This window comes from Sphingomonas naasensis (assembly GCF_004792695.1).
Taxonomy (GTDB): domain Bacteria; phylum Pseudomonadota; class Alphaproteobacteria; order Sphingomonadales; family Sphingomonadaceae; genus Sphingomonas; species Sphingomonas naasensis.
The window spans coordinates 199,981-226,894 of sequence record NZ_SRXU01000001.1 but is presented as its reverse complement, the minus strand read 5'-3'; the positions used below and the strand labels follow the sequence as shown (position 1 = coordinate 226,894).

Sequence of the window (26,914 nt, the reverse complement as noted above, 5' to 3'; positions counted from 1 at the left end):
TTCGGGGCGACTGCGGTCGGACCGCTTTATGAGTCTACGGTCCGATGACCCCCGAAGGCCGGGGCCGATTGCGATGGCGTTCGAGAGGGCAGGCGCGTTTCACGGACCCTGCGCTACGCACGCCGCTTTCCCGTCCACGCCACCAGCGCATGGCGGGTTCCGCGGGTCACCGGCGTCACCCGGTGGATCATCCGCGAGCGGAACAACCGGGCGCCTCCCTGCGGAAGCGTCCGCGCAAGGCCGATCGCCGGTGCGATCTCCAGCACGCCGCCGTCATGGTCGTCCGGACGGGACAATTCGACCGAGGCCGAGAGCCGCCGTTCGTCATATCGGTCTGCCCCCGCGTCCGAATGCCAGGTCTGGAAATGCGCGCCGACGCCGTAACGGACGAACTGGATCGGCTCGAACACCGGATCGACTTCGGTCTCGAACCGCGCCGCCGCCTCGGCGAACAGCGCATCGAGTCGTGCGTGGATCCACTCGGTCTCCGCATCGCGCGCCCAATAACAGCGCTCGGCCTGCCGCGTCCGCGTATCGACATGATCGGCCGCGCCACCCCATATTGTCGCCGGCTCCAGCGGCGTGCGCGCCGCCAGCGCGACGATCGTCTCGCATTCGGCCGGGCTCAACGCTTGCGGAAAATCGAGAAAAGGCAGGGTCACCACCTGTGGCTAACCCCGGGGGCGGCGAGGAACAAGAGCGCCATGACGCGTTCATTTCGGGCGTGCAAAGTTCCCCTCTTGTTCCGCGAGAACAAATACTGTACATGCGTTATCCACACGGTTGAACGGCAGGGTCAAACCCTCTAGCGACGGGGATACGAAATGGCAGCTTCCCTCAAGGTGATCGACGGCAACATGGCAGTATCCACGGACAAGCAGAAGGCGCTCGACGCCGCACTCGCGCAGATCGATCGCGCGTTCGGCAAGGGCAGCGCGATGCGGCTCGGCTCGAAGGAGACGATGCAGGTCGAGGCGATCTCGACCGGCTCGCTCGGGCTCGACATCGCATTGGGCGTGGGCGGCCTGCCGCGTGGACGCGTGATCGAAGTCTATGGCCCGGAAAGCTCGGGCAAGACCACGCTCGCGCTCCACGTCATCGCCGAGGCGCAGAAGAATGGCGGCACCGCCGCGTTCGTCGATGCCGAGCATGCGCTCGATCCGGTCTATGCCAAGAAGCTGGGCGTCAACATCGACGAGCTGATCGTCTCGCAGCCCGATACCGGCGAGCAGGCGCTCGAGATCACCGACACCCTGGTGCGCTCGAACGCGATCGACGTGCTCGTCGTGGACTCGGTGGCGGCTCTGGTTCCGCGCGCGGAAATCGAGGGCGAGATGGGCGACAGCCATGTCGGCCTGCAGGCGCGGCTGATGTCGCAGTCGCTGCGGAAGCTCACCGGCTCGATCAGCCGCTCGCGCTGCATGGTGATCTTCATCAACCAGCTGCGCATGAAGATCGGCGTGATGTACGGCAATCCCGAGACCACGACCGGCGGCAACGCGCTGAAATTCTACGCCTCGGTCCGTCTCGACATTCGCCGCACCGGCCAGATCAAGGATCGCGACGACATCATCGGCAACTCGACCCGGGTGAAGGTGGTCAAGAACAAGGTCGCCCCGCCGTTCAAGCAGGTCGAGTTCGACATCATGTATGGCGAGGGCATCTCGAAGATCGGCGAGATCCTCGATCTCGGAGTCAAGGCCGGGCTGGTCGAGAAGGCCGGCGCGTGGTTCAGCTATGACAGCGTCCGCATCGGCCAGGGCCGCGAGAACGCCAAGACCTTCCTCAAGGAAAATGCCGAGCTCTGCGCCCGGCTCGAGGCGGCGATCCGCAACCGCACCGATCAGGTCGCCGAGGGGCTGATGACCGGTCCCGAGCCCGACGACGATCTCTGAGCGAGAGGCCGCATTGGCCTCACCTTAGCCTAACCTTTCGGCCGCGCCGGCATGACCTGGTGCCCGGCGGCGGTCACGGGAGTTGCTCCCATCGGGAGACCCGGCGCGTTGCCTCGCGCCGGGTCTTTCGCGTTTGGCCGGGGCCTTTATAGCAGGAGTCGATGAAGGCGATCGTCGATCCCGGGAACGTGCTGGCCGAAGGCCTGTCGGCTATCCGCAGCCAATATCAGGTGCCGGCCGGCTTTCCGCCCGCCGTCCTAGCCGCCGCCGAGACTGCTGCGACGCGCGCGCCGACCGCGCATGTCGATCGCACCGATCGGCCTTTCGTCACGCTCGATCCGATACGCTCGACCGATCTCGATCAGGCGTTCGCGATCGAGGCCAGCGGAAGCGATCTGCTGCTCCATTATGCGATCGCCGATGTCGCATGGTTCGTCGACGATGGCGACGCGCTCGATGTCGAGGCGTGGAAGCGCGGCACCACGCTCTATCTGCCCGACGGCAAGGCCGGCCTCTATCCGCCCTCGCTCAGCGAAGGCGCAGCCAGCCTGCTGCCGGCCGGGCCGCGTCCGGCGGTGGTGTTCACGGTGCGCGTCGCAGGCGATGGCGCGGTGCGGCTCGACGGCGTCGAACGCGCCATCGTCCGCAGCCGCGCCAAGCTCGGCTACGAGACCGTGACCGACGCAGATCTCCCCCCCGGCTTCGCCGAGCTCGCCCGCCGCATCGCCGCCGCCGAGGCGGCCCGCGGCGCCGCGCGGGTCGATCCGCCCGAGCAGGAAGTCGCCGAGCGCGGCGATGGTCGGCTGGCGCTGGAATTCCGCACCCGGCATCTGTCCGAGGATCAGAACGCGGCGCTTTCGCTCGCCACCAATCTCGCCGTCGCCGATGCGCTGCTCGCTCACCATACCGGGCTGTTCCGGGTAATGGCCGAGCCCGATCCGGCCGCAATCGAGCGGCTGCGCAACACCGCGCGCGCCTTCGCGATCGACTGGCCCGAGGATCAGCCGCTCGCCGCCTTCGAGCCGCGGCTCGATCCGACCGATCATCGCGAGGCCGCGCTGATGCTCGCGATCCGCCGCGCTGGGCAGGGGGCGAGCTATGCGCCGTGGCAGGAGGGCGTGGTGCCGTGGCATGCGGCGGTGGCGGCGAGCTATGCCCATGCCACTGCGCCGCTCCGCCGGCTCGCCGATCGCTATGTCGTCCGCGCTGCGCTGGCCGTGGCCAATGGCCAACCCGTTCCCGCCGCCGTCACCGAGGCGTTTGCGCGCCTGCCCAAGGTGATGGCGCGCGCCGATGCGCTGGCCGGGCAGATCGACCGCGCGGTGATCGATCTCGCCGAGGCCGCGATGCTTCAGGGCCGCGAAGGCGAGATCTTCGCCGCCGGCGTCACCGATGTCGATGCGCGCGGCGCGCGCATGCAGCTCGGCGCGCTGCCCGTGGTCACTCGCATCGACGCGAACGGCGCCGCACCGGGCGATGCGATCCGGGTCCGGCTGATCGATGCCGATCCCGGCAAGCGCAGCGTCCGCTTCGAGCGCGTCGATTGAGCACCGCCCTATCGCTCGCCAAGGGAGAGCCTGCATGACGATCATCGTCCATCACCTCGAGAATTCGCGCTCGCAGCGCATCCTCTGGCTGCTCGAGGAGCTGGGGCTGCCGTACACCGTCAAGCGCTATGCCCGCGACAAGGCGACGATGCTCGCCCCGCCCGCGCTCAGGGCGATCCATCCGCTCGGCAAGTCGCCGGTGATCGAGGAGGATGGCCTCGTCGTCGCCGAGACCGGCGCGATCGTCGAATATCTGATCGAGAAGGGCGACGGCCGGCTCGGCGCGCCGGCGCATCGCGAGGATGCGCTGCGTTACCGCCATTTCCTCCATTATGCCGAGGGCTCGCTGATGCCGCCGCTGTTCACCAAGCTGGTGCTGAGCCGGGTGCCGCTGCTCGGCGGCATGGCGCAGAAGAAGTTCCAGCCGATGATCGACGTTCATCTCGACTATGTCGAGGGCGAGCTCGCGCAGCGGCCATGGTTCGCTGGGAAGGAACTCACCGCAGCCGATGTGATGATGAGCTTCCCGCTCGAGGCCGCCGTCGCCCGCGCCGGTGCGACCGAGGGACGCCCGCACGTCGCCGCCTGGCTCGTGAAGATCCACGCCCGCCCCGCGTATCAGGCCGCGCTGAGGGCCGGCGGACCCTATGCCTATGCCTGAGCGGCGCTAGCGCGCGGGCGGGGGCACGACCACGATCGGTGGTCCCTTTATCGCGGACAGCGGTGCCCCCCTGGGGCAGGCGGCGCGGTAGATCGGCTCTATGTCCTCGCCCACGAACATCGGCTGACGCTCGACCTTGTCGGCCGGCACGCTCCGCGTACGCACCGGCTGGGGGCCGGCGCCATATTGTTCCATCGACAACATGCCCATCGTCTGCGCCTTGCAGTCGACCTCGACGAGCATGATCGCCGAGAAGGCCGTGTCGCCCGTGGCGATCGCGCGCAGCTTGAGCCGGGTGCGGCTGCCGGCGCGCGTCACGCTGGCCGGATCGTAGAAGGTCTCGCCGTCGCGATCGGTGTAGAGGCTGACCCACTTTGTTGCCTTCTGCGCCGCCGCCGCGCCCGACAAGGGCGCCAGCACCAATGCGGCGAGCAGCGTCGTCCGCAACGCAAGGCTCACGGACGCGCGGCTCCGTCGCCATATTCCTCGAAGCTGTCGAGATCGGGCGCGCCGCCTTGTACCTGCGGGACTTCGATCTCGGGCGGCTGGACCGGATCGAGCTGACCTTCCCAGCGCGCCACCACCGTCGCGGCGACGGCATTGCCGATCACGTTGGTCGCGGTGCGGCCCATGTCGAGGAAATGGTCGACCGCGAGGATGAGCAGAATGCCGGCCTCGGGGATCTGGAAATGCGACAGCGTGCCCGTGATCACCACGAGGCTGGCGCGCGGCACGCCGGCGATGCCCTTGCTTGTGATCATCAGCATCAGCAGCATCGTGATCATCGTCCCCCAATCGAGGTGGATGCCATAGGCCTGCGCGATGAACAGCGACGCGAAGGTCATGTACATCATCGAGCCGTCGAGGTTGAACGAATAGCCCAGCGGCAGCACGAAGCTGGCGATCCGCGGCGGCACGCCGAAACGGTCGAGCGCCTCGAGCGTGCGCGGATAGGCGGCCTCGGACGAGGCGGTCGAGAAGCCGAGCAGGATCGGATCGCGCAGATAGCGCAGCAGTGTGCCGGTGCGCGGCCCGACGATCAGGAAGCAGGCGCCGAGCAGCACGCCCCAGAGCACGAAGAGGCCGAGATAGAAGGTGCCCATGAAGAAGGCGAGGTCGCCGACCACGCCGAGCCCGCGCGTCGCCAACGTCCGCGCCACCGCGCAGAACACCGCGACCGGCGCGAACAGCATGACATAGCCGGTGACGGTGAGCATCACCGAGACCAGCGCCTCGAGCCCCTTGAGCAACGGCGCCGCCTTCTCGCCGACCGCAGCCATGCCGACGCCGAAGAACAGCGAGAAGATCACCAGCTGGAGGATGTCGTTGGTCGCCATTGCGTCGATCGCCGAGGTCGGCACGATGTGGATGAAGAACTTCGCGGCGTCGAAGCCCGAACGGTCGACTCCGCTCGAAGCGGCCGCGTCGGGCAGCGGCAGGTTGAGGCCGACGCCGGGCTGGAGCAGGTTGACCAGCAGCAGCCCCAGCGTCAGCGAGACGAGGCTGGCGGTGACGAACCACAGGAACGCCTTGATCCCCACGCGCCCGATCGCCCCGGTGCCGCCCATGTGCGCGATGCCGACGACGAGCGTCGAGACGACCAGCGGCGCGATGATCATCTTGATCAGATGGAGGAACATCTGGGTCGGGATGTCGAACCAGTAGCTGATGTCCTTCAGCTTCTCGGCGCTCGCGGCGCTGCCGTCGTCGAAGGCGACATTGAGTCCCCAGCCGATCAGGCCGCCCAGCAGCAGCCCGGCCAGAATGAACCACGTCAGTCGCTTACCCACAAAGACCCCCAGAAAAGTTCGCGGCAGGGAAGGGGATTGTCGCGGCCGGGTCAAGGACCCTATCGCGGAAGTCCACGCAATTATCGACGGAGTCGCCCGAATGCTACGCTCGCCCAGCCTCAGCCGTCGCACGCTGATCCGCGCCGCCGGTGCGGTGCCGCTGCTCGCGCTGCCGGGGATGCTGCGCGCGGAGGAGATCGATGTTTCAGATCTCGGCGACATCACCAAAGGCGCGGCGCCGATCGGCCAGCCGGAACGGCTTGCGCGGATCGCGCGCGCGCAGGCGCTGATGAAGGCGGCCGGGATCGGTGCGGTGCTGATCGAGCCGGGCTCGTCGCTGATCTATTTCACCGGGGTGCGCTGGAGCCGCAGCGAGCGGCTGACCTCCGTGGTGCTTCCGGTCGAAGGCGAACCCTGCATCGTCACGCCGTTCTTCGAGGAGCCGTCGGTGCGCGAGAGCCTGGGCGTGCCGGCCGAGGTGCGCGTGTGGCAGGAAGACGAGGATCCGCTCAAGGTGGTCGCTGGCTTTCTCCGGGAGCGCAAGCTCGCGGCGAGGCCGGTGGGGATCGAGGAGACCAACCGCTATTTCATCGTCGACGGGCTGCAGCGTGCATTGCCCGGCGCGAAGATCGTCTCGGCCAATCCGGTCGTCCGCGGCTGCCGGATGATCAAGACCGCGCCCGAGATCGCGCTGATGCAGCTCGCCACCGACGTCACGATCGCAGCCTATCGCTGGACATATCCGCGCATCCGCGAGGGGATGAGCAACACCGATATCGGTGCGCTGATGGCCGCCGCGACGCGCAAGCTCGGTGGTTCGGTCGAGTTCAACCTGATCCTGCTCGGCGAGGCGGCCGCCTATCCGCACGGCTCGCGCAAGCCCCAGCGCGTGACGCCGGGCGAGGTGGTGCTGATGGATTGCGGCTGCACCGTGCAGGGCTATCAATCCGACGTCTCGCGCAGCTTCGTCTTCGGCACGCCGAGCGCCGAGCAACGCAAGGTATGGGACGTGGTCGCGCGCGGCCAGCAGATCGCGCTCGCGGCCGCAAAGCTCGGCGCGCCGGCGGGTTCGGTCGATGACGCGGTGCGCGGCTATTACACCTCGCTCGGCTACGGCCCCGACTACAAGCTCCCCGGTCTCTCGCACCGGACCGGGCACGGCATCGGCATGGACGGCCACGAGCCGGTCAACCTCGTCCGCGGCGAGAAGACGTCGCTCGCGCCGGGCATGTGCTTCTCGAACGAGCCGGGCATCTACATCCCCGGCAGCTTCGGCATCCGGCTGGAGGACTGCTTCCACATGACCGAGAGCGGTCCGAAATGGTTCAGCGTGCCGCCGCGCTCGATCGATCGCCCGTTCGAGTGAGCGAACGCATCCCGGTCCTCGTCAACCGCAGCGGTGGCACCGCCGCGGCGCGCGGTGACGCGCTCGGGCCCGAGATCGAGAAGGCGTTCGCCGATGCCGGGCTCGCCATCGACCTGCAGCTCCTGCCGGGTGATCGCGTCGCAGAGGCGGCGGCGAAGGTCGCCGACCGGGAGCTGGTGGTGGTCGGCGGCGGCGACGGCACGCTCGGCGGCGCGGCCGGTGCGCTGGCTCATGCAGGGGCGACGCTCGGCATCCTTCCACTCGGCACGCGCAATCACCTCGCACGCGAGCTCGGCGTGCCGCTCAAGCTCCCCGAGGCGGCGAAGCTCATCGCCACCGGAACGCAGCGCCGCATAGACCTTGCGCGCGTCAACGACCATGTCTTCGTCAACAACGCCTCGATCGGCTTCTATCCGGATCTTGTCCACCAGCGCGAAGACATGGCGCTCCCCAAGAAGCTTGCCGCCTTGCCTGCCGCCGCTGCGGCCGTGCGCCGGATGCGGCACCGTCGCTTGCGGCTCGAAATGCCCGATCGCGAGGAAAGCGTGGTCACGCCGATGCTGTTTGTCGGCAACAATCGCTATGTGCTCGAGGCGGGCAAGCTCGGCCAGCGCGAGGCGCTCGATGACGGCGTGCTCTCGGTCTATGCCGTGGCCTCGCGCCGGCGCATGGCGTTGATCGGCTTCGCGCTGCGGGCGCTGATCGGGCGCGCCGATCCGGACCGAGACTTCGCTGCGATCGGCGACACGCCGGAACTGCGCGTCACCGGACCGAAGCGCTGCATCGACGTCGCGCTCGACGGCGAAGTGAAGTCGCTGGCGGTGCCGCTCGACTTCACGCTCGAAGCCAGGGCCCTGAGCGTGATCGCGCCGGCGGACGGGTCATGATGCGGTTGCTCGCGACTGGCTTGTTCATGCTCACGGCGATCGCCGCGGTCGGCGTGTTGGGGGAGTATTTCCGCGGGGATGGCGGCTTTGTTGTCCGTATCGGCGTCGACCTGCTGCTGGCCTTCATGGTCGTGCTGGTCCACGAGCTGGGGCATGCCGCCGCAGCGATCCGGCTGGGCGGCCGAGTGAGCCGCATCGCGGTCTTCCCGTTCGACTATCAGGTCGCCCGCCGTCGGCTCGGGATGAGCAGGGCGATGCGGGGGCACGAAGTCGGCGGCTATGTCGCTTATACCCTCGACACGATCATGGCGCGGCGGAAGCACAAGCTGATCGCCGCGGCCGGGCCGGCGGCGAATATCCTGCTCGCCGTCGTTGCCGGGTTGGCGAGCAGCTTCGCCGAACCGAAAACGTTGCTGGCCACGCTGGCGGCGGCACTCGCGATCCTTTCGTTCGGCGTCGCGCTCGCCAATCTCGTCCCGTTCAAGGGAAGCGACGGAAGCGTGCTGTTTCGTCGCCGTCCGGCGTAATTCGTTCGGTCCGGGAAAACCGATCCGGGTAATCAACCGTTTCGCTTGAGCCGGGCCCCGCCACGCCCTAAGTCGCATCGCATGACGTCCACGAACGATATCCGCCGCAGCTTCCTCGACTATTTCGAAGGCCAGGGTCATGCCCGCGTGCCGAGCGCGCCGCTCGTGCCGCACAATGATCCGACGCTGATGTTCGTCAATGCGGGCATGGTGCCGTTCAAGAACGTGTTCACCGGGCTCGAGACGCGCCCCTATTCGACCGCGACCAGCTCGCAGAAATGCGTCCGCGCCGGCGGCAAGCACAATGATCTCGACAATGTCGGCTACACCGCGCGCCACCACACTTTCTTCGAGATGCTCGGCAATTTCTCGTTCGGCGACTATTTCAAGGAGCAGGCGATCACGCATGCGTGGACTCTGCTGACGCGGGAATGGGGCATTCCGGCAGAGAAGCTCACCGCGACGGTCTACCACACCGACGATCAGGCATTCGATCTGTGGAAGAAGATCGCCGGCCTGCCCGAGAGCCGGATCATCCGCATCCCGACCAAGGACAATTTCTGGGCGATGGGATCGGATGGCCCGTGCGGGCCGTGCTCGGAGATCTTCTACGATCATGGCGACCATATCTGGGGCGGCCCCCCCGGATCGCCCGAGGAAGATGGCGATCGTTTCGTCGAGATCTGGAACCTCGTCTTCATGCAGTATCTGCAGGAGAACGACGTCCAGATCGGCGAGCTGCCCAAGCCGAGCATCGATACCGGCATGGGGCTCGAGCGCGTCGCCGCGGTGCTCCAGGGCGTCCATGACAATTACGACACCGACACCTTCAAGGCGCTGATCGCCGAGAGCGGCGCGCTCACCGGCGCGTCGACCACCGGCGACAACCAGGCGAGCCACCGCGTGATCGCCGATCATCTGCGCGCCTCGGGCTTCCTCGTCGCCGATGGCGTGCTGCCGGCCAATGAAGGCCGCGGTTATGTCCTCCGTCGCATCATGCGCCGCGCGATGCGCCACGCGCACCTGCTCGGCGCGAAGGATCCGCTGATGCACCGGATGGTGCCGTCGCTGGTCGCCGAGATGGGCGCCGCCTATCCCGAGCTCGTTCGCGCGCAGCCGCTGATCGAGGCGACGTTGCTGCAGGAAGAGACGCGTTTCCGCCAGACGCTCGCCAACGGCCTCCGGTTGCTCGACGAGGCGACGCAGGGCCTTGCCGAAGGCGATACGCTGCCCGGCGAGACTGCGTTCAAGCTCTACGACACCTTCGGCTTCCCCTACGACCTGACCGAGGACGCGCTGCGGCCGCGGTCGATCAGCGTCGATCGCTCGGGCTTCGATTCGGCGATGGCCGAACAGAAGCGCGCCGCGCGGGCGGCGTGGAAGGGCTCGGGCGACAAGGCAAGCGACGAGGTCTGGTACGATATCGCCGACGAACTCGGCGGCACCGAATTCACCGGCTATAACGGCACCGAAGGCGAGGGCCAGGTCGTCGCGATCGTCAAGGATGGCGCGCGCGTCGACAAGGCGGGCGTGGGCGACGCGGTCACCATCATCACCAACCAGACGCCGTTCTACGGCGAATCGGGCGGCCAGATGGGCGATGCAGGCACCATTACCAATGACAGGCTGCGCGCGGTGGTGGACGACACCTCCAAGCCGCTCGGCCGGCTCCACGCGCATCATGCGAAGATCGACAGCGGCGAGCTGTCGGTCGGCGACACCGTCAAGCTGTCGGTCGATGCCGTGCGCCGCGACGCGATCCGCGCCAACCACAGCGCGACGCATCTGCTGCACGCCGCGCTGCGCAAGCGGCTGGGCGGCCACGTCACCCAGAAGGGCAGCCTCGTCGCGCCCGATCGGCTGCGCTTCGACTTCTCGCACCCCTCGGCGCTGACGCCGCAGGAGATCGCTGCGATCGAAGCCGATGTGAACGCCCAGATCCGCCACAACGAGGCGGTGGGCACCCGGCTGATGACGCCCGAGGATGCGATCGCGGCGGGCGCGATGGCGCTGTTCGGCGAGAAATATGGCGACGAGGTCCGCGTGCTCTCGATGGGCCGCGGCGACGACCAGCATTATTCGGTCGAGCTGTGCGGCGGCACCCATGTCAACGCGACCGGCGACATCGCGATCTTCAAGATCGTCTCGGAGAGCGCGGTCTCTTCGGGGATCCGCCGCATCGAGGCGCTGACCGGCGAGGCGGCGCGGCAGTGGCTCAACGCGCGCGACGAGCGGCTCAAGGAAGCGGCGGCTGCGCTCAAGACCTCGCCCGACGACGTGCCCGCGCGCGTGCTGAGCCTCGTCGAGGAGCGCCGCCGGCTCGAGCGCGAGCTCGCCGATGCGAAGAAGGCGCTCGCGCTCGGCGGCGGCGGCGCGGCGGCGCCCGCCGGCCCCGAGCAGATCGGCGGAGTCAACTTCGTTGGTCAGGTGCTCGAGGGTCTCGATCCCAAGGCCTTGCGCGGTGCGGTCGACGAGGCGCGTGCGCGGATCGGCAGCGGGGTGGTCGCGCTGGTCGCGATCAATGACGGCCGCGCCTCGGTCGCGGTCGGCGTCAGCGACGGGCTCGGGCTGAGCGCAGTCGATCTGGTCAAGACCGCGGTCGCGGTGCTCGGCGGGCAGGGCGGCGGCGGCCGTCCCGACATGGCGCAGGGCGGCGGTCCGGACGGCAGCAAGGCCGGCGATGCGCTCGGCGCGGTGCGTGCGGCGCTGGCGGACGCCAAAGCGGCCGCCTGACGCGCCTCAGGGCGCGACGGCGTAGCCGTCGTCGGGCCGCACCCACAGCGAGCGCTGGGTCATCTCGGTGCGCAACAGGCCGTCGATCGTGACGTGGCTCTGATATTCGGTGCCGTCGAACTGCTGGCGATAGCAGCGGCGATGCCCGGCCAACGGCTGCACCGCGCTCATCAGGCGCGCGCGGACCTGCGCCTCGATCGCCGGCGAGAGTGGCGCGCCGTCCTTGCTGAGCTTGCCGTCGCGCAAGTCGATCGGACGGACCACCGAGCAGATCGCGCCATCCTCTATCGTGCCGCTGGTGCGATATTCGAGGATCGCGACCGGCTCGGTGCTGACGAGGCCAGTGACCACGGCGTCGAACCCGCGTTCGCCCTGCAACGTGTAGCGGACCAGCGTTCGGCAAGTGCGACGCGTGCTGTCGGGCGCGATGCACTGCATCCGGCCCTCGCGGGCATGGACGAGCGGATCGACTTCCGGATCGGCCTGGCCGGCCAGCGAGAGCAGCAGGGCGAGCAGCAAGAGTACCTCCTGAACCTATAGTCCGAGCTTGAAGCCGTCTTCGGGCATCACCCACAGCACGCGCTGGGTCAATTCGGGGCGGGCGACGCCGTCGAGCGTCACCTCGGCCTTGAGCACCGCGCCGTCGGGCGTTTCGCGCGAGCACCCCATCTTGCCGATCATCGGCGCGAGCGAGCCGAGGATCTGGCCGCGGATCGAGGTCGCGGTCGCAGCATCGAGCGGGGTTCCGTCGATCTTGAAGGTCGCCGCCTCGAAATCTTCCTTGCGGATCGGCGCGCAGAGCTGATCGCCGACTCGCTTGCCGGACGATTTCACGTCCATCGTGATCGGCGGCTGCGGCGCGATCAGCAGCGTCGTGCTGGTCTCGAAGCTGCCGTCCGGGTTCAGCTTGTAGCTGGTTAGCCCCATGCAGGTCTTCTTCTCGACATTGGGATTGGCGCACTGGACTTTGCCCGCGCGCGCAGGCGCCAGCGGATCGGCGGCCGCCTGCGGCGCACCGGCGAGAAGGAGGAAAAGTGCTTCGATCATCGCGAGGACTCCACCCGGGTATCGGCCGAGCATGCGAGGCAAGCACGGCCCCGGCAAGGCGAATTCGCGGCTATTCGACGATGTCGGCCTTGCGTGCCCGGCGTAGCCGCGGCTCGCGATCGAGATCGGAAGCCGCCTTGATCGCCATCCGCATCTCGTCGCGCTTCTCGTGGATCGACGCGATCACCGGGCCGACCGCGATGCCGACATCGACGAGCACCGCCTCGGAGAGCTGCAGCGAGCTTTCCAGCGTCTCGGGCACCGCGTCGGTCGCCCCTGCCTTGTAGAGCTCGGCGGCGTGGTCGGCATCGCGGGCGCGGGCGATGATCGGCAGCTCGGGCACCCAGCCGCGCACGCGCTTGGTGAGCCGGACGGTCAGGACGGGATCGTCCATCGTCAGCACGAGCGCCTTGGCATGGCCGAGCTGGAGCTGATCGACCAGCTCGCTGCGCGTCACGTCGCCGAACAGCACGGTATAGCCGTCCTTGCGCGCGGCGTTGACGTTGTCGATGTCGGCGTCGACGCCGAGATAGGGAAGATCGTGCCGGCGCAGCATGTCGGCGACGGTGCGGCCGACGCGGCCGAAGCCGATCACCACCGTCCCAGGACTGGCGATGTCGGGCACCGGCTGCTCGCCATCCTTTTCCTGCTGCTCGATCAGCCGCGAAACGAGTTGGCCGGCCTTGGCCAGCACCGGGGTGGCGGTGAGGCCGATCGCCGTCACCGTCGTCCAAAACGCCGCGGTGCCTCCCGAGATCAGCCCCGCCGCGCCGGCGACGCCGAGGACGATCAATGTGGTCTCCGAAGGGCTGGCCATCAACACGCCGGTCTCGGCGGCGGTGCCGGTGCGCGCGCCCGAGAGCTTGAGCAGGCCGGTGGTGACCGCGACCTTGACCACCATCACCATGATCGTCGCGCCGAGCAGCGGCGCCCAATTGGCGAGGACGAAGCCGAGATCGAGCCGCATCCCGACGGTGATCAGGAACACGCCGAGTGCGAGACCCTTGAAGGGTGCGGTGATCGCCTCGACCTCGCCATGATATTCGGTCTCGGCGATCAGCAGCCCCGCGATCAGCGCGCCGACGATCGGCGACAGGCCTGCCGCGGTGGTCGCGAGGCTGGCTGCGATGACGACGAGCAGGCTGGCGGCGAGGAACAGCTCGGGGCTCTTGGTGCGCGCGGCCTGCGCGAACATCCGTGGAAGCAGCAGACGGCCGCCGACGAACAGCGCCGCGACGGTGACGATGCCCATGCCCAGCGTGATGAGCAGGCCGGTCGCGCCGACCACACCGGGCACCGGCGCCAGCGCGCCGAGCAGGAATATGATCGGGACGAGCGCGAGATCCTCGAACAGCAGCATCGCGAAGGCGGCGCGACCGACGGCGCTGGTGGTGCCGGCGATCGGGATCACCAAAGCAGTGGAGGATAGCGCGAGCGCGAGGCCGAGCCCGATCGCGCCGCCGGTGCTGAGCCCGGTGAGGTAGAGCGCCGCGGCGAGGATCAGCCCGGCGCCGACCAGCTCGGCCGCGCCGACCCCGAAGACGAGCGCGCGCATCGCCCAGAGCCGCTTGAACGACAGCTCGAGCCCGATCGAGAAGAGCAGCAGGATAATGCCTATCTCGGCGAAGGGCTCGATCGAATGCGCGTCGGAGATGGTGAAATAATAGAGCCACGGGTTCTCGCGGACGAGCGTCCCGAGCCCGGCCGGCCCGACGAGCGCGCCGACGAGGATGAACCCGATGACGGGGCTGATCCGGAAGCGGGCGAAGGCGGGGATCACCAGCCCCGCCGCGCCGAGGATCACGAGGGTATCGCTGAATCCGGTGTTGGTTAGGCTCAGCACGGAGTGGCGACGGGCGATGCTGGAATGCGGGTCATGCCGTTAGGCAGCACGGCGGGTGCTGCAATGCAAGGCGAGACGGCGGAATTTTCCGCGTTGGAACGCTGACGCGCCCGCCGTTTCACGCGCTTCTGGACCTTCTAGAACAGGCGTTGCGGTTGCCCGAATGAAAAGGGGGAGACGTTGCCGTCTCCCCCAATCCCGTTTCTTACTGCCAGCTGCCCATCGCAGTCTCGAGATTCTCGCGGATCGCCTCGAAGAACTGCTCGGTGGTCATCCATGCCTGATCGGGCCCGATCAGCAGCGCGAGGTCCTTGGTCATCTTGCCGCTCTCGACGGTCTCGATGCAGACGCGCTCGAGCGTCTCGGCGAAGCGCGTCACGTCGGGCGTGCCGTCGAACTTGCCGCGATATTTGAGACCGCCGGTCCAGGCGAAGATCGACGCGATCGGGTTGGTCGAGGTCGCCTTGCCCTGCTGGTGCTGGCGATAATGGCGGGTGACGGTGCCGTGCGCCGCCTCGGCCTCGATCGTCTTGCCGTCGGGCGACATCAGGACCGAAGTCATCAGGCCCAGCGAGCCGAAGCCCTGCGCGACCTGGTCCGACTGGACGTCGCCGTCATAATTCTTGCAGGCCCAGACGAACTCGCCGTGCCACTTGAGCGCCGAGGCGACCATGTCGTCGATCAGGCGGTGCTCGTAGACGATGCCGGCGGCCTGGAACTGGTCCTTGAACTCGGTCTCGAACACCTCGGCGAAGATGTCCTTGAAGCGGCCGTCATAGCCCTTGAGGATGGTGTTCTTGGTCGAGAGATAGAGCGGCCAGCCGCGGCCGAGCGCGTAATTCATGCTGGCGCGGGCGAAGTCGGTGATCGACTCGTCGAGATTGTACATGCCCATCGCGACACCGGCCGCCGGGAAATCGAACACGTCGTGCTCGATGACGTCGCCGTTCTCGCCTTCCCACTTCATGGTCAGCTTGCCCTTGCCGGGCACCTTGAAATCGGTCGCCTTGTACTGGTCACCGAACGCGTGGCGGCCGACGACGATCGGCTTGGTCCACCCCGGAATCAGGCGCGGCACGTTCGAGATGACGATCGGCTCGCGGAAGATCACGCCGCCGAGGATGTTGCGGATCGTTCCGTTGGGCGATTTCCACATCTTCTTGAGGTCGAATTCCTCGACGCGCGCCTCGTCGGGGGTGATCGTCGCGCACTTCACGCCGACGCCGTACTGCTTGATCGCGTTGGCAGAATCGATCGTGATCTGGTCGTCGGTCTCGTCGCGCTTCTCGACGCCGAGATCGTAATATTTGAGGTCGATGTCGAGATAGGGGAGGATCAGGCGCTCGCGGATCCACTGCCAGATGATCCGCGTCATCTCGTCGCCGTCGATCTCCACGACCGGCGTTGCAACCTTGATCTTCGCCATGTGCTCGCTTCCTTTTTAGGGTTTGGGCGAGCGTCTAGGAGGTAGGCGAGGGGGGATCAAGCGCCCTTGGCGGCGCTCACTTCTTCCACGCCCACCAGAGCTGCGCCGGGGGCAGGTTCCACAGTTCGACCGCATGGTCGATATGCTCCCAATAGGGGGTCAGGAAGTTCCGCACCTTGGGGTTGTATTGATAGACGAGGAACGCGCCGTCCTTGCGCAGGATGTCGTGGGTGGCATGCGCGATCGCGTCACCCACACCGGTGGGCAGCGTCGAGAAGGGCAGGCCCGACGCGATGTAATCGGCATGCTCGAAGCCGTGATCGGTGACGATCCGTTTGATCTCGGCAGCCGAATCGTTGATCGCGATGAAGCGCGGATCGTCGATCGTGTGCTTGAGATAGCGGATGAAATCGGGGTTGGTGTCGATCACGATCAGCTTGGCGTCGGGCTTGAGCCGCTCGAGGATCGGGCGCGTGAAGGTGCCCACCCCGGGACCATATTCGACGAACAGCTTGCAATTGTCCCAATCGACCGGCGCCAGCATGTGACGCACGAGCCGCTGCGACGAGGAAGCGACCGCGCCGACCATCACCGGATGCTTGAAGAAGCCCTTGAGGAACATCACCCAGGGCGAGGACACTCCGGCGGCGCGGCGACTCGCGCGGCGGCTCTTTGCGGAGGCGGTCGATGCGGGCATTGAGGTCCTTTGCAGCTTTCGTGGCAACCGGGGCGCACGCGCTTTCGCGAAAACGAACAAACATTCAAGCGGGGCGGTCGCTTTTATCGGGGACAACCGCCATCGAACTCGAACAGTGTGGCGCGCAGATACACCACCATCCCCGCCGCGCAAAGCCGGTATGCGATAACAGGGGTTTGCCGGGATGAGGCGGTCGGGCTGCCGACTTTTCGTTCATCGGCGGTGAAGGCGTTGCGCGGCAGGCTTGGCGAAAGTCGATGGAGGGAGGCTTTCGATGATTGTTATGCTGACGGCGCTGCTTGGATTGTCCGTTTCCTCTGCGTCTTTGCAGCGCGAGCCCGATATCGCCCGGCCCGAGATGCTGAGCAGCGAGGACGTGTTCCCGCCGATCGACGACGCGGCGGTGCTCGCCTTCGTGAAAGCGCCGTTCGACCCAAAGGCCGGCGGGCGCTGGCCCAAATGGCCGCGGACGCTCGGCATGCTGCGCGGGGTGCCGGTGGTGATCAGCTACACCTGCTCGGACCTCTGCCCCGAATACACCAAGCGAATCGTGCGTTACAATGTGGCTGCGGGGCCCGACTGCGATCGCATCGGCGGGATTTCGAAGGACATCGTCGTTCCCAGAGGTATCGGCGCGGGCCTGAGCCGCTATTGCATCCCGGCGGTCACCGACGCGTGGCAGGAATGAGCAGCGCGGAAACTCGCGCCGCCGTCTAGGAAACGCGACCATGTGCCGCTACACCGCGCCGCATGGCATCGCTCGACAAGCCCTCCGTTGGTACTTCCACCGTGAAGTGGCGCTTTCCCGACATTCATCCCGAAGGCCGCAAATATGTGCTGATCGCCGGCGCGATCGCCTTTGTCAGCCTGTTCGTCTGGGATTTCATCACTTGGCCGCTGGTCTTCCTGACGCTCGGCGTGGCTGCCTTTTTCCGCGACCCGGTCCGCGTCACGCCGCAGGGCGAGGGGCTGATCGTCTCGCCGGCCGACGGTCTGATCACGATGATCGAGCCCGTCACGCTGCCGCCCGAGCTCACCGGCCCGCACGCGCTGGGCGACGAGCCGATGCTGCGCGTCTCGGTTTTCATGAGCGTGTTCGACGTCCACATCAATCGCACGCCGATCACCGGGACGGTGCGGCATGTGATCTACATCGCCGGCAAGTTCATGAACGCCGATTTCGACAAGGCGAGCGAAGAGAATGAGCGCCAGTACATCATCGTCGAGGACAAGAACGGCCTGCGGATCGGCTTCACCCAGATCGCCGGGCTGATCGCGCGCCGGATCGTCAGCTTCGTCAAGGCGGGCGACATGGTGATCGGCGGGCAGCGCGTCGGGCTGATTCGCTTCGGCAGCCGCGTCGACGTGTTCATTCCCGAGAGCTACGGCGTCGAAGTCGCGCTCGGCCAGCGCGCGATCGCCGGCGAGACGATCCTCGCGCGCAAGGGTGCGCCGCGCGCGACCGGCATCGCCCAATGATGCCGCCCCGCGCGGGCAGGCGGAGGCTCACCGCACTGCGCCGCGAAGGCGGGATCCCGCTGCGCGCGGTGCTGCCCAACACGGTGACTGCGCTCGCGCTTTGCTCGGGCCTCACCGCGATGCGGTTCGCGATACTGCAGGATTGGCAAGGCGCGGTGCTGCTGGTGCTCGCCGCCGCGGTGTTCGACGGGCTCGACGGCAAGATCGCGAGGCTGGTGCGCGCCGAGAGCCGATTCGGCGCCGAGCTCGACAGCCTTTCCGACGCGATCTCGTTCGGCGTCGCGCCGGCGCTGATTCTCTATCTCTGGTCGCTCAACGGGCTCGGCCGCTTCGGATGGATGATCGCGCTGCTGCTCGCCCTGTTCTGCGCGCTGCGGCTGGCACGGTTCAACGCCAATATCGATCGCGAGCATCAGCCGCACAAATCGGCGGGCTTCCTGACCGGCGTTCCCGCGCCGGCCGGGGCGATCCTCGCGCTGACGCCGCTTTTCTTGTGGAACTGGACCAACGAGCTGCTGCAGCCGCCGGTGAGCGCCTATACGCCCCTGTTCTTCGTCGAGACGCTCAACCAGCTACTGCGTTCGCCGGTGATCATTGCGCTGTGGACCGCCTTCATCGCGGTGCTGATGATTTCGAGCGTCGCCACGTTCACGCCGACGGTGCGCCTCAAGCAGCGCCTGCGCTTCGAGGCGATCGCGGTGCTGGTGGTGTTCGTCGCGGCGCTGGTCTCGGCGCCGTGGCCGACGCTGGCGCTGCTCGCGCTCGCCTATCTGGCGACGATCCCGTTCAGCATTCGCAGCTATCGACGGGTCAGGCGGCTGCGCGCAACGGCTGACGAGCCGTCAGTCGCGCCGGAACCGAGCGCACCGTAACCCGGCCCAGCCGCGGCGCCAGCGGCGGGAGCACCGAGGCAGGGGCAAGGCGGAACAGCACGGCGAAGCGCGGCAGCTGCGGGCGGATGCTGGCATAGAGCGTCGCCGCCGCGGCGATCAGGGCAGCGCCGAACAGAAGGGCAATTGCGAATCCAGTCATCATCCGGTTCCTGTCCGTCCATTCGCCCCGTATCGGAATTGAGCAATTCCAAGCGTTTGGCGTGACGAGGCGTTCCATGCCCCGTTTCTGAGCCCTTTATGTTCCGTTAACGTTCCGTCGTCAATACGGTGTTCGAAATTTGTTCCACTTGCCGGGACGCGCGCTTTCGGCTAAGCGCGCCGCCTCAACCCGCATGGGAAGCATCATAAACCGGTGCCATGGCGCTTGCCTGGTCACTCGCTTCCCAGAGGCTCAACCGGAAGGAGTTATCCCTATGGCGGCACCTGTCGTCACCATGCAGCAGCTGCTCGAATCGGGCGCGCACTTCGGTCACCAGACCCATCGCTGGAACCCGAAGATGAAGCCCTACATCTTCGGCGACCGCAACGGCGTCCACATCATCGACCTCTCGCAGACCGTGCCGCTCTTCGCGCGCGCGCTCGAGTTCGTGAACTCGACCGTCGCCGCCGGCGGCAAGGTGCTGTTCGTCGGCACCAAGCGCCAGGCGCAGGAGCCGATCGCCGAGGCCGCTCGCCGCGCGAATCAGCACTTCGTCAACCACCGTTGGCTGGGCGGCATGCTCACCAACTGGAAGACCATCAGCAACTCGATCAAGCGGCTCAAGGCGCTCGAGGAGCAGCTGTCGGGCGACACGCACGGCCTCACCAAGAAGGAAGTCCTCCAGCTCACCCGCGAGAAGGACAAGCTCGAGCTTTCGCTCGGCGGCATCCGCGACATGGGCGGCGTTCCGGACATCATGTTCGTGATCGACGCCAACAAGGAAGAGCTGGCGATCAAGGAAGCCAACACCCTCGGCATCCCGGTCGTCGCGATCCTCGATTCGAACGTGAGCCCGGACGGCATCGCCTTCCCGGTTCCGGCCAATGACGACGCGTCGCGCGCCATCCGCCTCTATTGCGAGGCCGTGGCGATCGCTGCGACCCGCGGTGGCCAGGAGCAGCAGCGCAACCAGGGCTATGACTTCGGCGCCGCCGAGCAGCCGCCGATCGAGGAAGCGGTCGCCGCCCCGGCACCGGCTCCGGTCGCTGAGGAGGCTCCTGCCGCCGACGCGCCCGTCGTGACCGCCGAGGAGTTCGAAGCTCCCGCCGCCGCGACGACGCCCGAGCAGGCCGAAGAAGGCGAGCGTCAGATCGACGCGTAAGCCTCGTCATCCAACCGTAATGGGGGCGGGGCAGGGCAAGAGGCACTGCTCCGCCCGATTTTTAAGCTGAAGGATTAGAACATGGCCGAGATCACTGCAGCAGCCGTGAAGGAGCTCCGCGAAAAGAGCGGCGCCGGCATGATGGATTGCAAGAAGGCGCTCACCGAGACCAATGGTGACCTCGAAGCCGCCAGCGATTGGCTGCGCTCGAAGGGCCTCGCCGCCGCTGCCAAGAAGTCGAGCCGCACTGCTGCCGAGGGTCTGGTCGGCGTCGCCGTCGCGGGCACCAAAGGTGTCGCGGTCGAGGTCAACTCGCAGACCGACTTCGTCGCGAAGAACGAGATCTTCCAGGGCTTCGTCCGCGAAGTGACCGCGGTCGCGCTCGAAAAGGGTGACGACATCGACGCGCTCAAGGCGTCGGCGCTGCCGCAGGGCGGCACGGTCGAGGAAGTGCTCACCAACAACATCTCGACGATCGGCGAGAATCAGGTGCTGCGCCGCGCCAAGAAGGTCGAAGTGACCAAGGGCGCGGTGATCCCGTACGTCCACAACGCCGCCGCGCCGGGCCTCGGCAAGATCGGCGTGCTGGTCGCGCTCGAGAGCGATGCCGGCGTCGACGTGCTCGAGCCGCTCGGCAAGCAGATCGCGATGCACATCGCCGCTGCCTTCCCGCTGGCGCTGGCGGTCGAGGATCTCGATCCCGAGGTCGTCGAGCGCGAGGCCGCGATCCTGCGCGAGAAGAACGCCGACAAGATCGTCGGCAAGTCCGCCGAGGTCGCCGAGAAGATCCTCAACGGGCCGGTCGAGAAGTTCAAGAAGGAGAACGCGCTGCTCACCCAGGCGTTCGTCATGGACGGCAAGACCCCGGTTCAGGACGTGATCGCCAAGGCGGGCAAGGATGCCGGCGCGTCGATCGTGCTCAAGGACTATGTCCGCTTCCAGCTCGGCGAAGGCATCGAGAAGGAAGAGAGCGACTTCGCCGCCGAAGTGGCTGCGACCGCCGGTCTCACCAGGTAAGGTCTTCCCGGACCCGAATGCGCGGGCGTCGCTACCCTTGGGTGGCGGCGCCCGTCTTCGTTTCCACGGCAGTGCCGATCGGGCATGAAATGCTCGGCCGGCCGACATACCTGGGGAGGGGAAAGATGCGCCACGCTTCGGAAACCGCGCTCGCGATCGTCACGCTGATCGCCGCGATCGTGCATTTCACGCTCGAAACCTGGTTTCACCTCAAATGGGGGCAGCCGCTTCAGGCGTTGCTGGTCGACTATATCTGCAACGCGCTGATGCTGCTCGGCGCGCTACGTTCGCTTCGCGTGCGTCCGGGCAGCGCCGCGGGGCTGCTCGCGGCGGGCTGGGCCTATGCGCTCGGCTTCGGCTGGCGCAGCGTCTTCGGGCGGCTGGCCCAGCTGGAAGCGGGCACGGCGCCGGCCAATGGCGAGCCCACCGCCACGATCGTCGCGATCCTGATCGTCGCGTTGAGCGTCGTCGCGATCGTGCTGGTCTGGTCGCTTGCCCTTGCATGGCGACAAAGCGTGCGGCGCTGAACCCGGGGCGCCCATCTCCGCGCTTGTTCCTGCCGACCGGCTCCTCTAGGGTCCGCGCCGCTTGCTATCCGCCCTAAAATCAAGGCTCCAATGACCGCTCCCCGCTTCGATCGTATTCTTCTCAAACTGTCCGGCGAGGTCCTGATGGGGCAGGGTCAGTTCGGCATCGACCCCGCGACCTGCGCGCGCGTCGCCGAGGAGGTCAAGGAAGCCGTCGAGACGGGTCTGCAGGTCTGCATGGTCGTCGGCGGCGGCAACATCTTCCGCGGCCTTGCGGGCGCTGCGCAGGGCTTCGACCGCGCCTCGGCCGACTATATGGGGATGCTCGCGACGGTGATGAACGCGCTCGCGATGCAGAACGCGCTCGAGAAGGTCGGCGTCCAGACGCGCGTCCAGTCGGCGATCCCGATGGCAAGCGTCTGCGAGCCCTATATCCGTCGCCGCGCCGAGCGCCACATGGAGAAGGGCCGGGTGGTGATCTTCGCCGCCGGCACCGGCCTACCGTTCTTCACCACCGACACGACCGCCGCGCTGCGCGCCGCGGAGATGAATTGCGATGCCCTGTTCAAGGGCACTTCGGTGGACGGTGTCTATGATGCCGATCCCAAGAAGGTGCCGACGGCAAAGCGCTATGAATCATTGGATTATGGGCGGGTCCTCGCAGACAATCTCAAGGTGATGGACGCCTCCGCCGTTGCGCTGTGCCGCGACAACGACATTCCGATCGTGGTCTTCAACATCCGCGAGGAGGGCAATCTCGCCGCCGTCCTGCGCGGCGAGGGCACTTCCACGATCGTTCAGAACGAACCCGCATCCGCATAACAGGAGAGCCGAAAATGGCCGCTTACGACAAGGCAGACATCGAGCGCCGCATGGCCGGCGCGGTCGAGGCGCTCAAGCACGACCTCCAGGGGCTTCGCACCGGCCGTGCTTCGACGACCTTGCTCGATCCGGTGACCGTCGAGGTTTACGGCGCGCACATGCCGATCAACCAGCTGGCGAGCGTCTCGGCGCCCGAGCCGCGGCTGCTGTCGGTGCAGGTGTGGGACAAGACCAATGTCGGCCCGGTCGACAAGGCGATCCGCTCCGCGGGTCTCGGCCTCAATCCGATCGTCGACGGCCAGACGCTGCGTCTGCCGATCCCCGATCTGACCGAGGAGCGCCGCAAGGAACTCGCCAAGCTCGCCAGCCAATATGCCGAGAAGGCGCGCATCGCCGTGCGCAATGTGCGTCGCGACGGCAATGACAGCCTCAAGACCGACGAAAAGAAGGGCCTGTTCGGCGAGGACGAACGCAAGCGCCACGAGACCGAGGTCCAGAAGCTGACCGACAGCACGATCGCCGACATCGACGCGGCGACGGCGGCCAAGGAAAAGGAAATCCTGGGCAAGTGACCTCGCAGCGAAGCCCCTCGCGGATGCTGGTGGCGGGAAATGGCCGCTAGACCTTCTCCGGATCTCCCGACGGGCACCGCGCCGCGCCATGTCGCCATCATCATGGATGGCAACGGGCGCTGGGCGAAGAAGCGTTTCCTGCCGCGGATCGCAGGCCACAAGCAGGGCGTCGAGGCCGTGCGGCGCATCGCCCGCGCGGCGCGCAAGCTCGGCGTCGAGGTGCTAACGCTCTATGCCTTCTCCTCCGAGAACTGGCGCCGGCCCGAGGAAGAGGTCCGCGACCTCATGGGCCTGCTGCGCCATTTCCTCGCGAGCGAGCTCGACGAGCTCGTCTCGGAGGGCGTGAAGCTTCGCGTGATCGGCGGCTGGCGCGGGCTCGCGCCCGATCTGGTCGCGATGATCGAAGCCGCGATCGCGCGCACCGCCGCCAATCCGGGGCCGACGTTGGTGATCGCGCTCAACTATGGCGCGCAGGCCGAGATATTGAGCGTGGCCCGCCGCCTCGCCGAGCAGGCGCGCGAAGACACGCTTGATCCCGCCACGATTGACGAGGCGCGCTTCGAGGCCGAGCTCGAGACCGCCGAATTGCCCCCGCTCGATCTGCTCATCCGCACCTCGGGCGAGCAGCGTCTCTCCAATTTTCTGCTCTGGCAGGCGGCCTATGCCGAGCTGCTGTTCGTCGACACGCTGTGGCCCGATTTCGACGAGGCGGCGCTTGCCGATGCGCTGGCGTGGTTCGGCCAGCGGCAGCGGCGATTCGGAGGCTTGTGAGCAAGACCGGATCGGATCTCGCGACGCGGCTGCTCGTCGCCATCGCACTCATCGGGCTCGCGGCGGTTGCGCTCTGGGTTGGCGGGCTCGGCTTCTGGCTCGTCATCGCGCCGATCGGGCTGCTGATGATCGGCGAATGGGCCGATCTCCATGGCGCCACCCGCCAGCAGCGGCGGCTGTCGCAATATGCGCTCACCGTGCCGCTGGCGATCATGGCGCCCGGGCTGGCGGCCGGGCCCGGCTTCCTCGCGCTCGGGCTGGTGATCGGCGCGGCGTTCTTCGTCGCCGCGGTGACACGGCGCAGCGAGCTGGCGGCGGGCGTGCTCTATGTCGGGCTACCCGTGCTCGCCTTGCTCGCACTGCGCGCGCAGGCGCCGGCGGGGCTGCTCTACACCTTCTGGGCGATGGCGCTGGTCTGGGCGTGCGATAGCGGCGCCTATTTCGCCGGGCGCGCGATCGGCGGCCCCAAGCTCGCGCCGGCGATCAGCCCCAACAAGACCTGGGCGGGCTTCTTCGGCGGCGTCGCCGCGGCGGCCGCCTTCGCGGCGCTGCTGGTGATCTGGTTCGGGCTTCCGATCGTGCTTGCCATCGCGACGCCGATACTCGCGGTGTTCGCGCAGATCGGCGACCTCTACGAGAGCCTCCTCAAGCGGCGGGCCGGGGTGAAGGATTCGGGAAATCTACTTCCCGGGCATGGCGGGATCATGGACCGGCTCGACGGGCTGGTCGCGGTTGCACCCATTGCCGCGTTGCTGGTGTTGTTGCTGGTACGATGAAAAGCGTGACGATTCTCGGCGCCACCGGCTCGGTCGGCAGCTCGACGCTCGATCTGATCGAACGGTCGCCCGAGCAATTCGAGGTGGTTGCGCTGACCGCCAATCGCGACGTGAGCAAGCTCGCCGCCGCTGCGATCCGCGTCAGCGCCAAGGTGGCAGTGGTGGCGGATGCCGCCTGTCTCGACAGCCTTCGCGAAGCGCTCGCCGGCAGCGATGTCGAGGCGAGGGCAGGCGAGGAGGCGGTCTGCGAAGCGGCGCGCATGGGCGCCGACTGGACGATGGCGGCGATCGTCGGCACCGCGGGGCTCAAGCCGGTGATGGCCGCGCTCGAGGCTGGCGGCACGGTCGCGCTCGCCAACAAGGAGGCGCTGGTATCCGCCGGCGACGTCATGACGGCCGCCGCCAAGGCGCACGCCACGACGCTGCTTCCCGTTGATTCCGAGCATAACGCCGTCTTCCAGTGCCTCGACCGCACCGCGCCGCGCAGCGTCCGCAAGATCATCCTCACCGCGAGCGGCGGGCCTTTCCGCCAGGCCTCTCTCGATCAGATGCGCGCGATCACCCCGGCACAGGCCGTCGCGCATCCCAATTGGTCGATGGGCGCCAAGATCTCGGTCGATTCGGCGACGATGATGAACAAAGGGCTCGAGCTGATCGAGGCCTTTCATCTGTTTCCGGTGCGCGCGGACCAGCTCGACGTGCTGGTCCATGCCCAGTCGGTGGTCCATTCGATGGTCGAATATGTCGACGGATCGGTGCTCGCCCAACTCGGCACTCCCGACATGCGCACGCCGATCGCCTATGCGCTGGCCTGGCCCGAACGGATGGAGACCCCCTGCGAGGCGCTCGATCTCGCACGTATCGGCCGCCTCGACTTCGAAGCGCCGGATCCCGTGCGCTTCCCCGCGCTGGCGCTGGCACGGGACGCGCTGATCGCGGGCGGTGCGCGGCCGGCGATCCTCAACGCGGCGAACGAGGTCGCCGTCGCAGCCTTCCTTGCGGGGCGCGTGGGATTTCTTGAAATTGCCGCAATCGTTGCCGATACGCTGGCGCGCTACGAGCCGGCCGCCCCGGACTCGCTGGATGCTGTGTTGGCGATCGACGCCGAGGCGAGAGCATATGCGGGCGAGCGTGTGAAGGACTGCGTTCTTTGATCCAATCTCCCGGCATCCTCCTCTACCTTCTGGCCTTCGTGCTCGTGCTCGGGCCGCTCGTCTTCCTGCACGAACTCGGACATTATCTCGCCGGACGCTGGTTCGGCGTGAAGGCCGAGGAATTCTCGATCGGCTTCGGCCGCGAGGTCGCCGGGATCACCGACAGGCGCGGCACCCGCTGGAAATTCGGCTGGCTGCCGCTCGGCGGCTATGTCCGCTTCGCCGGCGACATGAACCCGGCGAGCCAGCCCTCGGCCGAATGGCTGGCCTTGCCCGCGCAGGAGCGCGCGAAGACGTTCCAGGCCAAGCCGCTCTGGCAGCGCGCGATCATCGTCGCGGCGGGCCCGATCACCAATTTCATGGTGGCCATCCTGATCCTCGCCGGCTTCGCCTTCGCCTACGGGCAGAATGTGACGCCCGCGGTGGTCGGCGTGGTCGAAGCGAAGAGCGGTGCCGCGGTCGCCGGGCTGCAGCCGGGCGACCGGATCACGGCGATGGGTGGCCGCTCGGTCGATACCTTCTTCGATGTCGCCAAATACACCCAGCTGCGCCCTGGCGAGCAGGTGCGCATCGAGGTCGAGCGAAATGGCGAGCAGCACGCGCTGACCGCACGCATCGGCGAGCGCGTCGAAACGGACCGCTTCGGCAACAGCTATCGCACCGGCCGCCTCGGCGTCGGCCCGGGCGCCGCGGTGCTCAAGCCGGTCGGGCTGCTCGAGGCGCCGCTGATCGGGCTCCGCCAGACCGCCGACATCGTCCAGATGACGCTCGACGGACTCGGGCAGATCATCACCGGCCGCCGCCCGCTCTCCGAGCTCGGCGGGCCGCTCAAGATCGCGCAGGTTTCGGGCGAGCGTCTCGCAATGGGGCCCGTCGAGTTCGTGTTCCTCATCGCGCTGATTTCGATTAATCTCGGATTCATCAACCTCTTGCCAGTTCCGGTGCTGGATGGCGGGCATCTTCTGTTCTACGCAGTCGAAGCCGTACGCCGCCGCCCGGTGGAGCCGCAGGTGATGGAATGGGCTTTCCGGGGTGGTCTGATCGCGATTCTGGCGCTGATGCTGCTGGTGACGTTGAATGATCTGGGCGCGTTCGGCGTGTGGAGAAGCCTGGCCGGGTTGATCGGCTGATGCGGTTAAGGCAGGGGCGGTTGTTCCGGCGTCGCGTGGGCAGCGGCATTACT

General features: G+C 67.3%; 28 protein-coding genes. 19 read left to right on the top strand and 9 right to left on the bottom strand.

The window, feature by feature from the left end:
- Window positions 1-113: 113 nt before the first annotated feature.
- On the bottom strand, window positions 114-662 hold the full coding sequence (locus E5A74_RS01195; RefSeq protein ID WP_168355588.1) for a 2OG-Fe(II) oxygenase: 549 nt from the start codon (window positions 660-662) through the stop codon (window positions 114-116).
- A 162-nt stretch (window positions 663-824) separates the two neighbouring features.
- Here E5A74_RS01195 and recA point away from each other — a divergent pair, with 162 nt between their 5' ends.
- The 3 genes from recA to E5A74_RS01180 all read left to right on the top strand — a co-directional run bounded on the left by recA (window position 825) and on the right by E5A74_RS01180 (window position 4,103).
- The gene (recA, locus tag E5A74_RS01190) at window positions 825-1,895 is read left to right on the top strand and encodes a recombinase RecA (RefSeq protein WP_135982033.1); all 1,071 of its coding nucleotides are present in this window, start codon (window positions 825-827) and stop codon (window positions 1,893-1,895) included.
- A gap of 161 nt (window positions 1,896-2,056) precedes the next feature.
- Window positions 2,057-3,442 (top strand): RNB domain-containing ribonuclease, encoded by a 1,386-nt coding sequence (locus E5A74_RS01185; protein ID WP_135982031.1) that lies wholly within the window; start codon window positions 2,057-2,059, stop codon window positions 3,440-3,442.
- Between the two features lie 34 nt (window positions 3,443-3,476).
- Window positions 3,477-4,103 (top strand): glutathione S-transferase family protein, encoded by a 627-nt coding sequence (locus tag E5A74_RS01180; protein WP_135982028.1) that lies wholly within the window; start codon window positions 3,477-3,479, stop codon window positions 4,101-4,103.
- A 6-nt stretch (window positions 4,104-4,109) separates the two neighbouring features.
- Here the strand turns inward: E5A74_RS01180 and E5A74_RS01175 are convergent, their stop codons facing one another.
- Window positions 4,110-4,562: a surface-adhesin E family protein gene (locus E5A74_RS01175; RefSeq protein WP_135982022.1), complete on the bottom strand. Its 453-nt coding sequence runs from the start codon at window positions 4,560-4,562 to the stop codon at window positions 4,110-4,112.
- Complete coding sequence (locus tag E5A74_RS01170; RefSeq protein WP_135982020.1) at window positions 4,559-5,893, bottom strand: dicarboxylate/amino acid:cation symporter; 1,335 nt, start codon at window positions 5,891-5,893, stop codon at window positions 4,559-4,561. The genes E5A74_RS01175 and E5A74_RS01170 overlap by 4 nt, the downstream gene beginning before the upstream one ends.
- Window positions 5,894-5,993: 100 nt before the next feature.
- On the opposite strand from E5A74_RS01170, the gene E5A74_RS01165 reads away from it, so the two are divergent.
- The 4 genes from E5A74_RS01165 to alaS all read left to right on the top strand — a co-directional run bounded on the left by E5A74_RS01165 (window position 5,994) and on the right by alaS (window position 11,406).
- Window positions 5,994-7,259 carry a M24 family metallopeptidase gene (locus E5A74_RS01165; RefSeq protein ID WP_135982018.1) on the top strand — a complete coding sequence of 422 codons (1,266 nt, stop codon included), beginning with the start codon at window positions 5,994-5,996 and terminating at the stop codon, window positions 7,257-7,259.
- A complete protein-coding gene (locus tag E5A74_RS01160) occupies window positions 7,256-8,146 on the top strand; it encodes a diacylglycerol/lipid kinase family protein (RefSeq protein WP_166745557.1) in 891 nt (296 codons plus the stop codon). Before E5A74_RS01165 ends, E5A74_RS01160 begins: the two co-directional genes overlap by 4 nt.
- On the top strand, window positions 8,143-8,673 hold the full coding sequence (locus E5A74_RS01155) for a M50 family metallopeptidase (protein WP_135982013.1): 531 nt from the start codon (window positions 8,143-8,145) through the stop codon (window positions 8,671-8,673). Before E5A74_RS01160 ends, E5A74_RS01155 begins: the two co-directional genes overlap by 4 nt.
- Before the next feature lie 81 nt (window positions 8,674-8,754).
- Entirely contained in the window at window positions 8,755-11,406 is a 2,652-nt protein-coding gene (gene alaS, locus E5A74_RS01150) for an alanine--tRNA ligase (RefSeq protein WP_135982011.1), read from the top strand.
- A gap of 6 nt (window positions 11,407-11,412) precedes the next feature.
- On the opposite strand, the gene E5A74_RS01145 is transcribed toward alaS, so the two are convergent.
- The 5 genes from E5A74_RS01145 to E5A74_RS01125 all read right to left on the bottom strand — a co-directional run bounded on the left by E5A74_RS01145 (window position 11,413) and on the right by E5A74_RS01125 (window position 16,419).
- Window positions 11,413-11,925 (bottom strand): hypothetical protein, encoded by a 513-nt coding sequence (locus E5A74_RS01145; protein WP_135982009.1) that lies wholly within the window; start codon window positions 11,923-11,925, stop codon window positions 11,413-11,415.
- A 15-nt stretch (window positions 11,926-11,940) separates the two neighbouring features.
- Window positions 11,941-12,453 carry a hypothetical protein gene (locus tag E5A74_RS01140; protein WP_135982008.1) on the bottom strand — a complete coding sequence of 171 codons (513 nt, stop codon included), beginning with the start codon at window positions 12,451-12,453 and terminating at the stop codon, window positions 11,941-11,943.
- Between the two features lie 70 nt (window positions 12,454-12,523).
- Window positions 12,524-14,296 (bottom strand): cation:proton antiporter domain-containing protein, encoded by a 1,773-nt coding sequence (locus E5A74_RS01135; protein WP_135982006.1) that lies wholly within the window; start codon window positions 14,294-14,296, stop codon window positions 12,524-12,526.
- Between the two features lie 205 nt (window positions 14,297-14,501).
- On the bottom strand, window positions 14,502-15,722 hold the full coding sequence (locus E5A74_RS01130) for an NADP-dependent isocitrate dehydrogenase (RefSeq protein WP_135982004.1): 1,221 nt from the start codon (window positions 15,720-15,722) through the stop codon (window positions 14,502-14,504).
- Between the two features lie 76 nt (window positions 15,723-15,798).
- A complete protein-coding gene (locus E5A74_RS01125) occupies window positions 15,799-16,419 on the bottom strand; it encodes a class I SAM-dependent methyltransferase (RefSeq protein ID WP_135982002.1) in 621 nt (206 codons plus the stop codon).
- A 274-nt stretch (window positions 16,420-16,693) separates the two neighbouring features.
- Here E5A74_RS01125 and E5A74_RS01120 point away from each other — a divergent pair, with 274 nt between their 5' ends.
- The 3 genes from E5A74_RS01120 to E5A74_RS01110 all read left to right on the top strand — a co-directional run bounded on the left by E5A74_RS01120 (window position 16,694) and on the right by E5A74_RS01110 (window position 18,770).
- Complete coding sequence (locus E5A74_RS01120; protein WP_135982000.1) at window positions 16,694-17,107, top strand: hypothetical protein; 414 nt, start codon at window positions 16,694-16,696, stop codon at window positions 17,105-17,107.
- Window positions 17,108-17,169: 62 nt separating this feature from the next.
- Entirely contained in the window at window positions 17,170-17,898 is a 729-nt protein-coding gene (locus tag E5A74_RS01115; RefSeq protein ID WP_135981998.1) for a phosphatidylserine decarboxylase, read from the top strand.
- On the top strand, window positions 17,898-18,770 hold the full coding sequence (locus tag E5A74_RS01110) for a CDP-alcohol phosphatidyltransferase family protein (protein WP_206365766.1): 873 nt from the start codon (window positions 17,898-17,900) through the stop codon (window positions 18,768-18,770). Before E5A74_RS01115 ends, E5A74_RS01110 begins: the two co-directional genes overlap by 1 nt.
- Here E5A74_RS01110 and E5A74_RS01105 read toward each other — a convergent pair.
- Entirely contained in the window at window positions 18,709-18,930 is a 222-nt protein-coding gene (locus E5A74_RS01105) for a hypothetical protein (RefSeq protein WP_135981994.1), read from the bottom strand. The genes E5A74_RS01110 and E5A74_RS01105 overlap by 62 nt on opposite strands.
- A 274-nt stretch (window positions 18,931-19,204) precedes the next feature.
- Between E5A74_RS01105 and rpsB the strand changes: the two genes are divergently transcribed.
- The 9 genes from rpsB (at window position 19,205) to E5A74_RS01060 (ending at window position 26,861) form a co-directional block, all read left to right on the top strand.
- A complete protein-coding gene (gene rpsB, locus E5A74_RS01100) occupies window positions 19,205-20,092 on the top strand; it encodes a 30S ribosomal protein S2 (protein WP_135981992.1) in 888 nt (295 codons plus the stop codon).
- Between the two features lie 81 nt (window positions 20,093-20,173).
- The gene (gene tsf, locus E5A74_RS01095) at window positions 20,174-21,109 is read left to right on the top strand and encodes a translation elongation factor Ts (protein ID WP_135981990.1); all 936 of its coding nucleotides are present in this window, start codon (window positions 20,174-20,176) and stop codon (window positions 21,107-21,109) included.
- Window positions 21,110-21,234: 125 nt separating this feature from the next.
- Entirely contained in the window at window positions 21,235-21,636 is a 402-nt protein-coding gene (locus E5A74_RS01090; protein WP_135981988.1) for a hypothetical protein, read from the top strand.
- Between the two features lie 90 nt (window positions 21,637-21,726).
- On the top strand, window positions 21,727-22,458 hold the full coding sequence (pyrH, locus tag E5A74_RS01085; protein ID WP_135981986.1) for a UMP kinase: 732 nt from the start codon (window positions 21,727-21,729) through the stop codon (window positions 22,456-22,458).
- 14 nt (window positions 22,459-22,472) lie between these two features.
- Window positions 22,473-23,030 carry a ribosome recycling factor gene (frr, locus tag E5A74_RS01080; protein WP_135981984.1) on the top strand — a complete coding sequence of 186 codons (558 nt, stop codon included), beginning with the start codon at window positions 22,473-22,475 and terminating at the stop codon, window positions 23,028-23,030.
- 39 nt (window positions 23,031-23,069) lie between these two features.
- A complete protein-coding gene (locus tag E5A74_RS01075; protein WP_135981982.1) occupies window positions 23,070-23,801 on the top strand; it encodes an isoprenyl transferase in 732 nt (243 codons plus the stop codon).
- Window positions 23,798-24,577, top strand: coding sequence for a phosphatidate cytidylyltransferase (locus E5A74_RS01070; protein ID WP_135981980.1), 780 nt, complete (start codon window positions 23,798-23,800; stop codon window positions 24,575-24,577). The genes E5A74_RS01075 and E5A74_RS01070 overlap by 4 nt, the downstream gene beginning before the upstream one ends.
- The gene (locus E5A74_RS01065) at window positions 24,574-25,731 is read left to right on the top strand and encodes a 1-deoxy-D-xylulose-5-phosphate reductoisomerase (protein WP_135981978.1); all 1,158 of its coding nucleotides are present in this window, start codon (window positions 24,574-24,576) and stop codon (window positions 25,729-25,731) included. Before E5A74_RS01070 ends, E5A74_RS01065 begins: the two co-directional genes overlap by 4 nt.
- Window positions 25,728-26,861 (top strand): M50 family metallopeptidase, encoded by a 1,134-nt coding sequence (locus E5A74_RS01060; RefSeq protein ID WP_135981976.1) that lies wholly within the window; start codon window positions 25,728-25,730, stop codon window positions 26,859-26,861. The genes E5A74_RS01065 and E5A74_RS01060 overlap by 4 nt, the downstream gene beginning before the upstream one ends.
- Window positions 26,862-26,914: the final 53 nt, after the last annotated feature.

Excerpts from the sequence above, each read along its gene's own strand:
- E5A74_RS01140 (WP_135982008.1), bottom strand. The coding sequence starts at position 12,453 with ATGATCGAAGCACTTTTCCTCCTTCTCGCCGGTGCGCCGCAGGCGGCC.
- E5A74_RS01125 (WP_135982002.1), bottom strand. The coding sequence starts at position 16,419 with ATGCCCGCATCGACCGCCTCCGCAAAGAGCCGCCGCGCGAGTCGCCGC.
- rpsB (WP_135981992.1), top strand. The coding sequence starts at position 19,205 with ATGGCGGCACCTGTCGTCACCATGCAGCAGCTGCTCGAATCGGGCGCG.
- tsf (WP_135981990.1), top strand. The coding sequence starts at position 20,174 with ATGGCCGAGATCACTGCAGCAGCCGTGAAGGAGCTCCGCGAAAAGAGC.
- E5A74_RS01120 (WP_135982000.1), top strand. The coding sequence starts at position 16,694 with ATGATTGTTATGCTGACGGCGCTGCTTGGATTGTCCGTTTCCTCTGCG.
- E5A74_RS01115 (WP_135981998.1), top strand. The coding sequence starts at position 17,170 with ATGGCATCGCTCGACAAGCCCTCCGTTGGTACTTCCACCGTGAAGTGG.
- frr (WP_135981984.1), top strand. The coding sequence starts at position 22,473 with ATGGCCGCTTACGACAAGGCAGACATCGAGCGCCGCATGGCCGGCGCG.
- E5A74_RS01090 (WP_135981988.1), top strand. The coding sequence starts at position 21,235 with ATGCGCCACGCTTCGGAAACCGCGCTCGCGATCGTCACGCTGATCGCC.
- E5A74_RS01065 (WP_135981978.1), top strand. The coding sequence starts at position 24,574 with ATGAAAAGCGTGACGATTCTCGGCGCCACCGGCTCGGTCGGCAGCTCG.
- E5A74_RS01075 (WP_135981982.1), top strand. The coding sequence starts at position 23,070 with ATGGCCGCTAGACCTTCTCCGGATCTCCCGACGGGCACCGCGCCGCGC.
- recA (WP_135982033.1), top strand. The coding sequence starts at position 825 with ATGGCAGCTTCCCTCAAGGTGATCGACGGCAACATGGCAGTATCCACG.
- E5A74_RS01130 (WP_135982004.1), bottom strand. The coding sequence starts at position 15,722 with ATGGCGAAGATCAAGGTTGCAACGCCGGTCGTGGAGATCGACGGCGAC.
- E5A74_RS01165 (WP_135982018.1), top strand. The coding sequence starts at position 5,994 with ATGCTACGCTCGCCCAGCCTCAGCCGTCGCACGCTGATCCGCGCCGCC.
- E5A74_RS01180 (WP_135982028.1), top strand. The coding sequence starts at position 3,477 with ATGACGATCATCGTCCATCACCTCGAGAATTCGCGCTCGCAGCGCATC.
- alaS (WP_135982011.1), top strand. The coding sequence starts at position 8,755 with ATGACGTCCACGAACGATATCCGCCGCAGCTTCCTCGACTATTTCGAA.
- pyrH (WP_135981986.1), top strand. The coding sequence starts at position 21,727 with ATGACCGCTCCCCGCTTCGATCGTATTCTTCTCAAACTGTCCGGCGAG.
- E5A74_RS01155 (WP_135982013.1), top strand. The coding sequence starts at position 8,143 with ATGATGCGGTTGCTCGCGACTGGCTTGTTCATGCTCACGGCGATCGCC.
- E5A74_RS01105 (WP_135981994.1), bottom strand. The coding sequence starts at position 18,930 with ATGACTGGATTCGCAATTGCCCTTCTGTTCGGCGCTGCCCTGATCGCC.
- E5A74_RS01185 (WP_135982031.1), top strand. The coding sequence starts at position 2,057 with ATGAAGGCGATCGTCGATCCCGGGAACGTGCTGGCCGAAGGCCTGTCG.
- E5A74_RS01110 (WP_206365766.1), top strand. The coding sequence starts at position 17,898 with ATGCCGCCCCGCGCGGGCAGGCGGAGGCTCACCGCACTGCGCCGCGAA.